Here is a 13009-nt window from a genome sequence, read left to right on the forward strand (position 1 = left end):
GGCGGGCGTGCGGCGGCCCTCGTCGGCGGGCGGTCCGGCGTGCGCGCGGCGTCCGCGCGGACGATGCACCGGGGCGGCGGCGTTCTCGGGTGTACGGGGTGGGCGCATGGCCTCCTCGCTCGGGACGTGGTTCGGGGCGCTCGGGCCGGGGTCCCGCTAGCGGGCGACGCTTTCGACGGGCCGCTGGGCGGAGGCGGACGCCTCGCGCTCGTCGGCCGTGGGCGAGAGGGCGACGAAGGCCGAGGTGATGAACAGGTAGGACCCGAGGCCGACGGCGAGGGGGAAGATGAACTGCATCGCCGTGGCCCCGGGCAGGGTGTCCCCGGAGGGGTCCACGCGCACGCTCACCGCGAACATCCCGGTGTAGTGCATGCTGCTGACGGCCGCTCCCATGACGAGGGAGGCGACGGTGACCGCGAGGGGCGACTTGATGTTGAGTCCGGCCCACAGGGCGGCGGTCGCCGCGACCACGGCGATCAGCACCGACAGCCCGACGAGGACGGGGTCGTAGGTGACGTCGCCGTGCAGCCGCACCGCCGCCATGCCCAGGTAGTGCATGCTGGCGACGCCCAGCCCGGTGGTGAGCCCGCCGAGGAAGAGCGCGCGGTTGCGGTCGCGGCTGTAGCCGACGACGAAGACGCCGGCGCAGACGACCATCATGGCGACGAGCAGGCTGAGGATGGTCAGCGGCACGTCGTAGCGGATGTCGGTGCCGCTGACGCGGAAGCCGAGCATGGCCACGAAGTGCATGGTCCAGATGCCCGTCCCGATCGAGGAGGCGGCGGTGACGAGCCAGTTGCGGCGCGCGCGGCCGGTGGCGCCGAGCGCGCGGACGGTGCAGCGCAGTCCGAGCGCGGCGCCTATGCAGGCCATCACGTACGACAGCGCGGGGGTCAGCCAGCCGAAGGCGGCGTGGTCCAGGTGTCCCATGGCCCCGGGACGCTAGCGGGGACAGGGGCGCACACAGGGGGCGCATTTCGAAAGGTGCCGGAATATGACGCACAGTTGTGCCGGAACGATCGCGTCCCGCTCGAACATGCGCACAGAGGCTTCCCTCGTGACGGTGAGGAATCATGCGGAACATGCGGAACATGAACGACGACCACACACATGTCCAGGAGTTCTTCACCGCCCGGGCGGCCGACTGGGACAGCCGGTTCCCGGACGACGGCCCGGCCTACGCGGCGGCCGTCGCCGACCTCGGGCTGCGGGAAGGAGACCGCGTGCTGGACGCGGGCTGCGGCACAGGGCGGGCGCTGCCGGCCCTGCGGGCCGCCGTGGGCCCCTCGGGGGTGGTGCTGGGCGCGGATCTGACCCCGGCGATGCTCCAGGCCGCCGTGCGGGCGGGCAGGCACCTCGACGGGCGGCTGATGCTCGCCGACGTCGCCGCGCTCCCGCTGCGCTCGGGCTGCCTGGACGCCGTGTTCGCGGCCGGCCTGATCGCCCATCTGCCCCGTCCGGCAGACAACCTGCGGGAACTGGCCCGCTGCGTGCGCCCGGGCGGCATGCTCGCGCTGTTCCACCCCATCGGCCGGGCCGCGCTGGCGGCACGTCAGGGGCGCCGCATCACCCCCGACGACCTGCGGGCCGAGACCAACCTCCGGCCGCTCCTCGCGCGTGCGGGCTGGCGGATGACGTCGTACACGGACGAGGACACCCGCTTCCTCGCGCTCGCGGTGCGCGAGGGCTGACGGGGCGGGGCGGGGTGGGTCGGGTCAGTCCGTTCCGGCGACGGCGGCCACGAAGGCGTCGGGGTTGTCGAACATGACGTTGTGCCCGGCGCCCGGCACCGTCAGCACGCGCACCCCGGCGGCTTCCAGGCCCTCCCGGCCCGCGAGTTCGCCGCTGTGCTCCCCCTGGAGGAAGACTCGGTCGACGGGCAGCCCTTCGAGGAGCGTCCGCATCACGGGGTCCGAGCCCTTGCGCAGGCCTACGGCACTGCGGTGCAGCGCGCGCGGGTCGGCCAGCCGCATGGTCGCCGCCCACAACGGGCCGACCGTCTCCAGCACGCGCGCGTACCCGCCTTCGACGAACTCGTCCTCCCCGTAGGCGGCGATTCCGCTGCTGCCGGCGGTCGGCGGCGGAAAGGCGTCCAGGTTGGCCTCCGTCAGAACCAGCCGGGAGACGAGGTCGGGCCGCCGGTGGGCGAGGACGATGGCTACGGCACCGCCCATGCTGTGCGCGATCAGTTCGGCGCCGGCGGCCCCGGCCGCGTCCAGCGCGGCGGCCACCGCCTCGGCGTGGTCCTCCAGCGTGTATCCGAAGTCCTGGGGGCGGTCGCTCGTGCCGTGTCCGGGCAGGTCCACGAACAGGCTGCGGCGGCCCGCGAGCGCGGGCCGCGCCGCGATGTGCGCGTGGTACACGGCGGACATCGCTCCCAGTCCGTGCAGATACACCCGGACGGGCTCCGCCCCGGGCACCTCGGTCCACCGGATCCGGCTCCCCCTGCTGTCGAACGTGGCGTGCTGCACCGTGCCCCTCCCTGTGTTCCGCGACGTCCTGGACAATACATCGGTGTCGATGTATTCCGTCAAGGGTGTACTGGCACAGCGATGTACCTCTGCGAGAGAATGCGACCATGCTCGAACTCGCCATCCTCGGCTTCCTGTACGGCGCCCCCCAGCACGGCTACGTCCTGCGCCGCAGCATCTCGGCGCTCACGGGGCACGTGCGGCCCGTCGCCGAGAGCACGCTGTACCCGGCGATCAAGCGCCTGGAGAAGGCCGGTCTGCTGGTGCGGGCCACCGAGCCCGGCGCCGTGGCGGCGCCCCGACATGTGCTGAGACTGACCGAGGAAGGCAGACGCGAGTTGAAGCGCCGGCTCGCCGAGCCCGCCCAGCGTGAGATCACCGACGAGAACCACTGGTTCACGCTGCTCGCGTTCCTGCGGCACCTGGAGGACCCCGCCGCGCAGGCGGCCGTGCTGCGGCGCCGGCTGGCCTTCCTGGAGGAGCCGGCGAGCTTCTTCTACGACGGCGACCGGCCGCTGCGCGCCGAGGAACTGGACGACCCGTTCCGGCGCGGTGTTCTCACCATCGCGCGCGCCACGAGCCGGGCCGAACTGTCCTGGCTGCGTGACACCCTGGCGTCACTCGACGGAGCCGGCCGCTGAGCCGTCCCGGTGCCGTACCGGGCAACCGCGCAGACCGGGGACCGGGCGCGTGCCGAGGTCGGCGACGCGATAGCCGTTCGGGTAGCCCTTGACCTCCCAGTTCTGGCGCGCGAAGTGCGGGCCGCGGCGCGGGGGCAGCAGCCGGACCAGCCTGCCGCGCGTCCGTACGGCGCGGCGCACCAGCGCGGAGGTGGCCGCGCCGGGTCGCGGGTAGCGGAACGCGCGCAGCAGGTGCTCGTCGAGCAGGGCGAGTGTGGCCGTGCGCAGCAGTGGAGCGAGGGGGCGCGGATACCAGGACGCCATCAGGTCGAGAGTGGCGTCGGAGACCTTGCGGGCCTCTTCGTCCCAGCCGAAGTGGGCCTCCTCGTAGGAGTCGAGAAGGGTTTCGAACTCCTCGTAGGTCCGGGGGACGTCCGGGATGCCCATGTGCCGGCCGAGGGTGCGGTAGTACTCGGTGGCGGCGACGATCTCGTGCCGGGACAGCCGTCGCCAGCCGTAGGCGTCGATCCAGCGCCGGGGCATCACCACGAAGGTGCTCAGCACGTACCGCATGTCGTCGTCGCTGATGTCGTAGCTGCGATGCATCTGGTTGATGCGGCGGATCGCGGTGCGTCCCTCCTTTGCCGCGAAGCCGTGCTCCACGATGGTGTCGAGGAGCAGCACGGTGTCGTCGTACCGCTTCTGCGTGCGCTCGGTCAGCTCCGCCGTCCGCGCGAGCAGCCGCCCGATGCTGGGCACCGCGTAGGTGCGGTAGAGAGCCAGTTCCAGGGCGCGGGCGTAGTCCCAGGGGAACTCGTACGCGACGCTGATCCGGTAGATCTCCAGCGCGTCCGCCACCGGGTCCAGCCGGCGGATCTCCGCCAGCCGCTCGAATCGTCTCACCGCGTCGCCCCCTTCTTCCGACGAATCTCCAACTCTACGTTGTGAGGCAGCAGATGGGCGATCTGTACTGACCTCGTTCAGGGAAGGGTGGTCCGCGTGTTCGACAGGATCCGCAGGTACGCCGGCCGGCTCGGCACCGCGACGCAGGGGCGGCCGGAGGGGGCCCGGGAAAGGCGCGCGCACAACTTGTTCGAAGCGGCGGCCGTCTATGTGGCGGCCCGCGCGGAGGACGATCAGGACAGGCTCGAGGAAGCGGCGGCCTGGGTCTCCCCGGAGGCTCTGTCCTTCGGGGTGAGCGAGCTGGCCTGCCGGGCGGTGGTCGCGCTGGCCCGGGAGCGCGACGAGTCGCCCGCCGCGGTCGCCCGCGACCTTCTCGGGCTCCCCGCGGCCTGAACGGAAGTTCCCTCTCCACTTGTGGCCGTTTCGCCCCCGTCCAGGCGGAAACCTGCAGCTCCGCGTGGTGCGCGGAGTCGTGACAAGCTGCTTCCGCTCGCACTAGGGTGCGCGCCGATGGACGAACCACTGGGGAGGCAGGGATGGCCGGGACGGACGATGAGCCCGTCGCCGCCGCGGACGATGCGCTGTACGTGCTGACGGCGGTGCTGCTGACGCCGGCACAGTTTCCGAGCGTGCTGGGCGACGACTACCCGGAGGCGTGTGCGGCGCTGGACCTGGCTCCGCGCGCCGACGGGTACGGCCTGGTGCTGGGCCAGGACGGGCAGGGAGCCCGCTGGACGGTCGTCATCGACGACGTCTCGCTGGTCGCTGTGGCGATCGCCTCCTGGGACTGTGGCATGGAGCACGAGCTGTCGCCGGACGAGCGCGCGGTCGTGACCGCCCTGCCGGGGTGGCCCCTGGCCGTCGCCGTGGCGGCGCCCGGCGTGCCCGCTCCCCACGACCCGCCCGCCGAGGAGGCGGGACGGCCGGCGTTGAGCCCTCCGGACACCGGTTCGTGGGGGCCCGCGCAGCGCCGGCTGGGTGCCGACGAGATAGCGCTGCAGTGGGCCGCCTGGCGGGAGCAGATCAACGACGCCGAGTTCCCCCTGCCAGGGGAGCAGGCGCAGGCCGGGGAGTCCGCACCCGAGAGCGAGGAGGGTCCCGAGGGTGCGCGGGCCGGCGGGCACGCTGGTGTCCGCCGGGTCCTCGCGGAAGCGCGCGCCTACGTCGACTCCCCGCCACCGCTCGGTCGCGTGCGTTCCTCGTTCGCTCCCGGGGATGCCCGTACGCTGCGCGCCGACGGTCCCGGCTGGTCGATCGTGGCCCGCACCGACGACATCGCGTTCGTCCTGCTCGACGAGGAGCCCGGCGAGGTACTGCCGGTGGGCCGGGGGCCCGAACTGCCCGGTCTGCTGGAGGCGCTCGACAAGATGGCCGTACGGCCCCTGTGAGCCGGGGCGGCCTGAGAAGACCTCCCGGGCGGTCCCCGGGCAGCCGCGCCGCGCCTGGGTGACGCGGCTCCCGGTGACGCGGCTCCCGGCGGCTCGGCCGGCCCGTCGAAGGCGGCCGGGCCGGTGACGCCGTGCCGTGCGCCCGTGCCTCAGCGGCCCAGCTCCTTGCGGGCGACCCTGCGCAGCCTGCGCCGCTGTGAGGGGTCCAGCGCGAGGTACGCGGCCGCCGGAACTCCCACGACGATCAGGAACGCCACCCACCAGGGCAGCCATATGAGCAGGATCAGCCCGACCGCCACGCCCCCTGCGGCGATCTTCGCGTTCATGGACATGAGCGTCGCCTCCTTCGCGGCCACTGCCGCTCTCTGATCTGAGAACGGCCCCCCGCTCCCCGCGGTTCCGCGCCCCGACCCTGAGACATCCCTGAGTCGCGTCCCCTACTGGCTCCCTGGGGCGGACCGAACGGCAGGTGGGCACAGCGGAAGGAGGCTCAGCGCGGCAGGTGGGCAAAGCGGCAGGAGGCAGGCGGGCACAGCCGCCTGCTGCTCCGCGCGGGACGCGGGGCCCGCGGACACGGGACTTCGCACGGCCGGGGGCACCACGGCACCGGGCTCGGCCCCCGCAGTGGCGCGGCATGCGGGGCCCACGGCACGGACTGCGCATGGCCAGGGGCACCACGCCCCCAGGCTCCGCACATGCACGGGCGCGGCAGCACGGCCCCACACGCACGCGGGCACGGCAGCGCGTGGCCCTATAGCGCGCGCCACCGCTGCCAATGGCCTCTCCCCGTCCCGCCCGCCGCCGACGGACACCTCGTCTCAAGCCCCCCGAACCAGTGCCTCATAGCACTCGACATCCCAGTGGGCCTGATGCGGCGCACTTCCCCTCGGCACGGTGCGGGTGCCCGCCGCGACCGTCACATGGCGTTCCGCCGACAGGCAGAACACCGCGAAGACCTTCTGATGCGTGAGTTCGAGGGTCTCCTCGTAGTACCAGTCGGCGACGAGTCCGTGATCGTCCGAGAGGAAAGGGCGCTGGAGGAACTCCTGCACCTCAGCGGGAAAGTTCCCGAGGACGCCGACTGCCGCGGGGTGCAGGTTCAGCGGGCGCACAGCCGCGGACGGCGGCTGCGCGGCACGGGCGGCCTGAGTCCGGCCCGAGGCGCCGGTGGCCGCCGGGGACTTCCGCCCGGGACCGGTCACCGCGAAGGACCGCCGCCGCACCGATCCGGGCTCCACTCTGAGACGCTCCCCCTGGAAGACCGGCCGGCCGTCGCGGACCACGCAACCGACCTGGCACAGTCCGCGCGGGCCGAACACGAACGCCTTGGGGTGGCTCTCGTGGTCCAGCCGCGCCCACCACTCCCAGACGCCACCAGCTTTGTGCGCCAGTTTCTCCCTCACGGCGGGTTCCAGCATGTCCCAGCACTGCTGCCGGTTCGGGATCGAGGCGTCCACCTCGAAGCCGCCGGGCCGGTGGATCTGCGGAACGACCCCGGCGGGTTCCCCGTGCGCCCGTTCGGCGAGCCGCCGTTCCAGGGCCGCGTGTTCCTCGCGCAGGGGCGACGGCATGCGGTCTCTTCGGCCCGGCTCCGTCGCCTCTCCTCGCTCCGGGATCTCCGGAGGCCCCGCGTCCGTCAGGTTCTCCCCCATGCTCTCCCCCTCGCTCGATCACAGCACTCGACAGCGGTAGCGGACATTGTCCCCGCCCGACGCTCACTTGCCGCCCGTTCACGCGACGGACCGGGACCTCTTCGAACAGATCGTGAAGTGACCCACGTCACCACACCGACCGGACGGAAAGGCCCAGGGGGCCCTGTACCCTCGGCGACTCGGTCGAGTAGTCAAATTTGAGGAATACGGCAGAGCTGTGCAGACCATCCCCACGGCAACACCCTCCGACCTGGCCGAACTCACCCAGTGCCGCGTCGTGTTCCTGCCGTCAGATCCCCCGCGCGCGGGCCACATCGGCTTCTGGCGACCGGACGGTGCGGCTCCGCCCGCTCACCCGAGGGGCTCGACGGCGGATCTGGACCTCGTCCTGCCCTCGGCCGACGGTGGCGTCGAACGCGTCGCACTGCCCGTCCTCCAGCTCCCCGTCCGCACCGCGCTTCCGGTGCTCGCACGCGCGCGTGCGCTGCCGCTGGAGCACCGGGCCGCCGCGTTCTGGCGGACCGCGTACGAACTCGCCCTCGGCTTCCTGGCGCGCGGTCTGCTCCTTCCGGGCCTGTCCGCCGGTGATCACGACGCCTGGCGCGTGGGACCGCTGTCCGCACGCGATGCGGAGTTGGTCCGCGAACTCGCCGCGGCCATGCCGCCCGAGGCGCACGCCGTGCCGCTCACGGCGGACGGGCCACCGCTGCTGCCCGACCCGGAGCGGCTGCTGCGCGCCTTCCTCGACGCGGTCGCCGACGTGCTGCCGCGCTCCCCCGCCGCCCCTCTGGCGACCGGCGGCCCCGCGTACGCGGCGCTGGAGCCGCAGCACCTGCCCGAGCTGCGCGCGTGGGCCGACGACATCGCCGCCGGCCATGACGCGGGGGTGCGGTTGTCGCTGCGCGTGGAGGCGTCCGGTCTCGATGACGCCGCCTGCGGGGACGACGCTCCGGTCCGCTTCCGCGCGGTCCTCCAGGTGCACGGCCTGAGCGGACCTGCGGACGTCCTGGACGCCGCCGGGCTGTGGACCGGTGCGGACACCGGGCGCGCGGCCTTCGCTCCACGCGCGCGTGCGGACGCGTTGCTGGCGCTGCGCCGCGCGGCCCGGGCCTGGCCGCCGCTCGCGCCGCTGCTCTCCGCCGCCGTGCCGGACTCCGTGGACCTCGCCGACGACGAGATCGCCGAACTGCTGGGCGCTGGGGCGCGGGCGCTGGCCGCCGTAGGGGTCGACGTGCACTGGCCCAAGCACCTGGCACGCGGCCTCACCGCGCACGCGGCCATAGGTCCGCCGGACGACGGCGCCGCACCGTCCGGGACCGCCACCGTCGCGTCGTTCCTCGGCGCGGACGCGAGAGTCGCCTTCAACTGGTGGTTCGACCTGGGCGGGCGGGAGTTGTCCCGGGAGGAGCTGGACCGGCTCGCGGAGGCCAAGCGCCCCCTGGTGCGGCTGCGCGACGGCTGGGTCCTGGTCGATCCCCGGATGGTGGAGCGGGCACGTACCGGGCGGGACCGTTCCGTCGCACCGGTCGAGGCGCTGGCCGCGGCTCTGACGGGCTCGACCGAGGTCGACGGCCGGCGGGTCGACGTACGGCCCACGGGGTGGCTTGAGCGGCTGCGGGAGCGGCTGACGGCCGCGGATCCGGCCCCCACCGTCGGGCAGCCGCCCGCACTGGCCGCTACCCTGCGGGACTACCAGCTGCGCGGCCTCGACTGGCTGGCCCGCACGACATCGCTCGGTCTGGGCTGCTGCCTGGCCGACGACATGGGGCTCGGCAAGACGATCACACTGATCGCGCTGCACCTGCACCGGCAGACGGATACCGCGGCGGCCGGTCCCACGCTCGTGGTGTGCCCGGCCTCGCTGCTGGGCAACTGGCAGCGCGAGATCGAGCGGTTCGCTCCCGGGGCGCCGGTGCGCCGGTTCCACGGACCCGGGCGCGATCTGGGGACTCCGGCGGACGGCGAGTTCGTCCTGACCACATACGGCACGCTGCGCCTGGACGCCGTACAGCTCGCCGGGGTTCCCTGGGGCATGGTCGTGGCGGACGAGGCGCAGCATGTGAAGAACCCGTATTCCGCGACCGCCCGGGCGCTGCGCACGGTGGGCGCACGCGCGCGCGTGGCGCTCACCGGAACTCCGGTGGAGAACAACCTCACAGAACTCTGGGCGATCCTCGACTGGACGACACCCGGCCTGCTCGGCAGCCTCGGCGGCTTCCGCGCGCGATACGCACAGCCCGTCGAGGGCGGCCGGGACCCCGCCGCCGCACAACGGCTCGCACGGCTCGTCGGCCCGTTCCTGCTGCGGCGGCGCAAATCCGATCCGGGCATCGCCCCCGAGCTTCCGCCGAAGACCGAGACGGATCACCCGGTGGCGCTCACGGCCGAGCAGGCGGGGCTGTACGAGGCGCTGGTGCGCGAGACCCTGGACCGCATCGCGGCCGTCGACGACATGACCCGCCGGGGCCTGATCATGCGGCTGCTGACCGGCCTGAAGCAGATCTGCAATCATCCGGCGCAGTTCCTCAAGGAGGACGACCCACGGCTCCCGGGACGCTCGGGGAAGCTGGAACTGCTGGACGAACTGCTCGGCACCATCCTCGCGGCGGACTCAGGGGTGCTCGTCTTCACGCAGTATGTGCGCATGGCCCGGCTGCTCGAACGACACCTGGCGGCCCGCGGGGTGTCCTCTCTGCTCCTGCACGGCGGGACACCGGTCGCCGCGCGTGAGGACCTGGTACGGCGCTTCCAGGCGGGCGAGGCCCCCGTGTTCCTGCTGTCCCTCAAGGCCGCCGGGACGGGGCTGAACCTCACCCGGGCCGAGCACGTCGTGCACTACGACCGCTGGTGGAATCCGGCGGTGGAGGCACAGGCCACCGACCGCGCGTACCGCATCGGGCAGACCCGCCCGGTGCAGGTGCACCGGCTGATCGCCGAGGGGACCCTGGAGGACCGCGTCGCGGAGCTGCTGGACCGCAAGCGGGGGCTGGCCGAGGCCGTGCTCGGTTCCGGTGAGGCGGCGCTGACGGAACTGTCGGACGAGGAACTGGCCGCACTGGTGGAACTGCGCGGGGAGGCGCGATGAGCCGCTACGACGACGAGCACGGCCGTGAAGCGGGGCGCACGTTCGCCGCGCTGCCGCCCGCGCGCGGGCGCGTCTTCGCCCAGAGCTGGTGGGGGCGCGCCTGGGTGGAGGCGCTGGAGGACGCGGCCCTGGAAGCCGCTGCGGTCAAGTCCGGGCGGCGGCTCGCGCGCGCGGGTGCCGTGGGTGCGGTGACCGTGCGGCCGGGCCGGGTCACGGCCGTGGTCCGCGACCCCGGAGGTGCGGCCCACCGGGCCGACGTCCTGCTGCCGCGCCTGTCCGACGAGGAGTGGGCGCGGTTCGGGGACCTCGCCGTGGAGCAGGCCGGGCACATGGCCGCGCTGCTCGACCGGGAGCTTCCGCCGCATCTGGTCGAGGACGCGGCGGTGGCTGGGATCGAGCTGCTGCCGGGTCTGGGGGATCTGGAGCCCGAGTGCGACTGCGGTGCCTGGGACCACTGCGGGCACACGGCCGCGCTGTGTCACCAGGTGGCGCGACTGCTGGACGAGGATCCCTTTCTGCTCCTGCTGATGCGCGGGCGGGACAGGGACGCCTTCCTGGCGGAGCTGCACGTCCGCGGCACCGCGGAGCCGTCCGGAGGGCCGCCCCGGGCCGCGGGGGTGGACGCGGCCGAGGCGTGGGCGGCTGCCGAGATCCTGCCGCCGCTGCCCGAGCTGCCCGCGCTCCCGCCGGCACCCGGCGCGCCCCCGTCCCTCGTCACCGCGTCGCCCGCCGTACCGGGGGTGGATCCGGCGGCACTGGAACACCTGGCCGGTCGTACCGCCGTGGAGGCGTACCGGCTGCTGGCGGCGGCTCTGCGTGGTGGCACGACGGGGGGCGCGGGCCTGACGGCCGCTCAGGACGCCGTACGCCTGGCGTGTGGGCCGGCCCCCGCCGCCGTCGCCGAGCGGCTCGCCACGGGGTCGGGGCGCGGACGCGACGGGCTCGTGGCGGCCGTGCGTACCTGGCGGGACGGTGGCGCGGCGGCGCTGACGGTGCTCGACGAGGAATGGGAGGTGGAGGGGGCGGTGCTCGCACGCGCGCGTGCGGCTCTGGACGCGGCCTGGGAGGGGGACGAGCGGCCGGCGTTCCACCGGAGCGGCAACCGGTGGACCGTGCAGCGGGAGGGCGTTCAGCTGCGGCTCGGGCGCGAGGGCCACTGGTGGCCGTATCGCGACGAGGGAGGACGCTGGGCTCCGGCCGGCGGGGCCGATCCGGATCCCGCGACAGCGCTGGCCTCCGCGCGGCTGGACACGGAGACTCCCGGACGCTGAGGGCCGCCGGGAGGCAGTCGTCGCGAGGTCGGCGCGATCCTGTGAGCGGTGGACGCCGGCCGTTCACCCCGCGGTCGTGTGGTGTTCCTCCGAGAACCCCATGGTGTCGGCAGCCGATGACCTTGCCCCAGGAGGCCTGATGTCCACGCATGCCGCCGGCCGACGCCGCGTCCGCCGTTCCGTCACCAGGGGTCTGCCCCTGGCCCTGGCCGCCGTCCTCGCCGCGGTGGGAACGGCCACCGCGGCGCTGTCCGGGGACGCCCGCGTGATCCGCACGGCGACCCTGGGAGAGATCCCCCTCGGCGCGTTCAGCAACGCGCTGCTGCCCGGGAGCGTGGCCGACGACCACGGGATCAAGCTCGGCGGCATCGGCAGCGACATCTACCCGGCCGGACGCAGGGGCGAGTTCTGGACGGTGACCGACCGCGGTCCCAACGGTCAGATCAAGGTGGACGGAAAGAAGCGCCGGACCTTCCCGGTGCCGGGGTTCGATCCCGCGATCGTGAAGATCCGGGTCTCCGGGGACACGGTCCAGGTCATCGACGCGATACCGCTGACCACCTCCTCCGGGAAGGCCGTCACCGGACTCCCCGACCAGAAGGGCCGGGACGAGGCGCCGTACACCTACGACGCGCGGACGCCGCTCTCCTACGACCCGGACGGCCTCGACACCGAGGGAATCGTCCGGGCCGGGGACGGCAGTTTCTGGCTCGTGGACGAGTACGGGCCGTCCCTCGTGCACGTCTCCGCGCGCGGGAGGGTCCTCGCGCGCTACGTCCCCAAGGGGCTCGGTCTGACCGGCGCGGACTACCCGGTGGTGGAGGCTCTGCCGTCGATCCTGCTGCACCGCAAGGTCAACCGGGGGTTCGAGGGGCTTGCGCAGCTTCCCGGCGGGGACCTGGTGATGGCCCTGCAGAGCCCGCTGTCGCTGCCGGACGCGGACGCCGGGGACGCGTCGCGCACCACTCGCCTGCTGCGCTTCTCGCCCCGCGAGAAGGCTGTCACGGCGGAGTACGCCTACCGCTTCGACCCGGTGAACGTGGTGGACCCGAGCGAGGACGACACGTCGGAGCTGAAGATCTCGTCGGTGGTCGCGGTGGGCGGCGACCGGCTGCTGGTCGAGGAGCGTACCGACAAGGCCGCCCGGCTTCAGCTGGTCAGCCTTGGACGCACGTCCGACATCCTCGGCGGTCCCTGGGACGACGACACCACGGCCCCGTCGCTGGAGCAGCTGGACGATCCCGCGGCGCGGGGCGTGCCGGTCCTGGCCAAGCGCCTGGTGGTCGACCTGGGCAAGGTGGCAGGGGTGCCCGGGAAGATCGAGGGCATCGCGCGCGTGGATCGCGACACGTTCGCGCTCATCAACGACAACGACTTCGGGATGACCGACGGGACGGGCGCCTTCGACGCCCAGGGCCGCCTGGTCGACAGCGGAATCAGGACGACCGTGACCTACATCCGACTGCCCGAAAACCGTTGACACCAGTCACGCGACCGGGACGGCCGGGGCGAACCGCTGCCGCTCACCCCGGCCCTCCTCGGACTCAGCCACGCGCCCCCAGCCGGCGTTCAAACGCCACGCCGCGCGCGCCGGCCTCCACGTCCACGCCCAGGGCCGC

Annotated in this window: 12 protein-coding genes; 7 read left to right on the plus strand and 5 right to left on the minus strand. The window is 73.6% G+C overall.

All coding sequences use genetic code 11. The annotated features are described in order from the left end of the window. Positions 1-156 precede the first annotated feature (156 nt). Complete coding sequence (locus ABZV94_RS09295; protein WP_356338856.1) at positions 157-930, minus strand: MHYT domain-containing protein; 774 nt, start codon at positions 928-930, stop codon at positions 157-159. A gap of 161 nt (positions 931-1091) precedes the next feature. Here ABZV94_RS09295 and ABZV94_RS09300 point away from each other — a divergent pair, with 161 nt between their 5' ends. Beyond that, a complete protein-coding gene (locus ABZV94_RS09300) occupies positions 1092-1691 on the plus strand; it encodes a class I SAM-dependent methyltransferase (RefSeq protein ID WP_356338859.1) in 600 nt (199 codons plus the stop codon). A gap of 24 nt (positions 1692-1715) precedes the next feature. On the opposite strand, the gene ABZV94_RS09305 is transcribed toward ABZV94_RS09300, so the two are convergent. Next, positions 1716-2471, minus strand: coding sequence for an alpha/beta hydrolase (locus tag ABZV94_RS09305; protein WP_356338861.1), 756 nt, complete (start codon positions 2469-2471; stop codon positions 1716-1718). 107 nt (positions 2472-2578) lie between these two features. Here ABZV94_RS09305 and ABZV94_RS09310 point away from each other — a divergent pair, with 107 nt between their 5' ends. Beyond that, a complete protein-coding gene (locus ABZV94_RS09310; protein ID WP_356338864.1) occupies positions 2579-3112 on the plus strand; it encodes a PadR family transcriptional regulator in 534 nt (177 codons plus the stop codon). Here ABZV94_RS09310 and ABZV94_RS09315 read toward each other — a convergent pair. Continuing rightward, a complete protein-coding gene (locus tag ABZV94_RS09315; RefSeq protein ID WP_356338866.1) occupies positions 3089-3994 on the minus strand; it encodes an oxygenase MpaB family protein in 906 nt (301 codons plus the stop codon). The genes ABZV94_RS09310 and ABZV94_RS09315 overlap by 24 nt on opposite strands. Before the next feature lie 96 nt (positions 3995-4090). Between ABZV94_RS09315 and ABZV94_RS09320 the strand changes: the two genes are divergently transcribed. Both ABZV94_RS09320 and ABZV94_RS09325 read left to right on the plus strand, forming a co-directional pair. Continuing rightward, positions 4091-4387, plus strand: coding sequence for a hypothetical protein (locus ABZV94_RS09320; protein ID WP_356338867.1), 297 nt, complete (start codon positions 4091-4093; stop codon positions 4385-4387). 143 nt (positions 4388-4530) lie between these two features. Next, positions 4531-5382, plus strand: a complete 852-nt coding sequence (locus ABZV94_RS09325) for a hypothetical protein (RefSeq protein ID WP_356338869.1) — start codon at positions 4531-4533, stop codon at positions 5380-5382. Positions 5383-5531: 149 nt separating this feature from the next. Here the strand turns inward: ABZV94_RS09325 and ABZV94_RS09330 are convergent, their stop codons facing one another. Continuing rightward, entirely contained in the window at positions 5532-5714 is a 183-nt protein-coding gene (locus tag ABZV94_RS09330) for a hypothetical protein (protein ID WP_014671229.1), read from the minus strand. Between the two features lie 486 nt (positions 5715-6200). Continuing rightward, positions 6201-7034, minus strand: a complete 834-nt coding sequence (locus tag ABZV94_RS09335) for a hypothetical protein (protein WP_356338871.1) — start codon at positions 7032-7034, stop codon at positions 6201-6203. A 217-nt stretch (positions 7035-7251) separates the two neighbouring features. Between ABZV94_RS09335 and ABZV94_RS09340 the strand changes: the two genes are divergently transcribed. From ABZV94_RS09340 to ABZV94_RS09350, 3 genes are all read left to right on the plus strand, one after another. Beyond that, positions 7252-10119, plus strand: a complete 2868-nt coding sequence (locus ABZV94_RS09340) for a DEAD/DEAH box helicase (protein ID WP_356338874.1) — start codon at positions 7252-7254, stop codon at positions 10117-10119. Then, the gene (locus tag ABZV94_RS09345; RefSeq protein WP_356338876.1) at positions 10116-11390 is read left to right on the plus strand and encodes an SWF or SNF family helicase; all 1275 of its coding nucleotides are present in this window, start codon (positions 10116-10118) and stop codon (positions 11388-11390) included. Before ABZV94_RS09340 ends, ABZV94_RS09345 begins: the two co-directional genes overlap by 4 nt. A 139-nt stretch (positions 11391-11529) precedes the next feature. Then, on the plus strand, positions 11530-12870 hold the full coding sequence (locus ABZV94_RS09350) for an esterase-like activity of phytase family protein (RefSeq protein ID WP_356338878.1): 1341 nt from the start codon (positions 11530-11532) through the stop codon (positions 12868-12870). Positions 12871-13009 lie beyond the last annotated feature (139 nt).

The organism is Streptomyces sp. NPDC004658, from assembly GCF_040609555.1.
In the GTDB taxonomy this organism is placed as follows: Bacteria; Actinomycetota; Actinomycetes; order Streptomycetales; family Streptomycetaceae; genus Streptomyces.

Excerpts from the sequence above, each read along its gene's own strand:
- ABZV94_RS09295 (WP_356338856.1), bottom strand. The coding sequence starts at position 930 with ATGGGACACCTGGACCACGCCGCCTTCGGCTGGCTGACCCCCGCGCTG.
- ABZV94_RS09350 (WP_356338878.1), top strand. The coding sequence starts at position 11,530 with ATGTCCACGCATGCCGCCGGCCGACGCCGCGTCCGCCGTTCCGTCACC.
- ABZV94_RS09300 (WP_356338859.1), top strand. The coding sequence starts at position 1,092 with ATGAACGACGACCACACACATGTCCAGGAGTTCTTCACCGCCCGGGCG.
- ABZV94_RS09330 (WP_014671229.1), bottom strand. The coding sequence starts at position 5,714 with ATGTCCATGAACGCGAAGATCGCCGCAGGGGGCGTGGCGGTCGGGCTG.
- ABZV94_RS09335 (WP_356338871.1), bottom strand. The coding sequence starts at position 7,034 with ATGGGGGAGAACCTGACGGACGCGGGGCCTCCGGAGATCCCGGAGCGA.
- ABZV94_RS09325 (WP_356338869.1), top strand. The coding sequence starts at position 4,531 with ATGGCCGGGACGGACGATGAGCCCGTCGCCGCCGCGGACGATGCGCTG.
- ABZV94_RS09345 (WP_356338876.1), top strand. The coding sequence starts at position 10,116 with ATGAGCCGCTACGACGACGAGCACGGCCGTGAAGCGGGGCGCACGTTC.
- ABZV94_RS09310 (WP_356338864.1), top strand. The coding sequence starts at position 2,579 with ATGCTCGAACTCGCCATCCTCGGCTTCCTGTACGGCGCCCCCCAGCAC.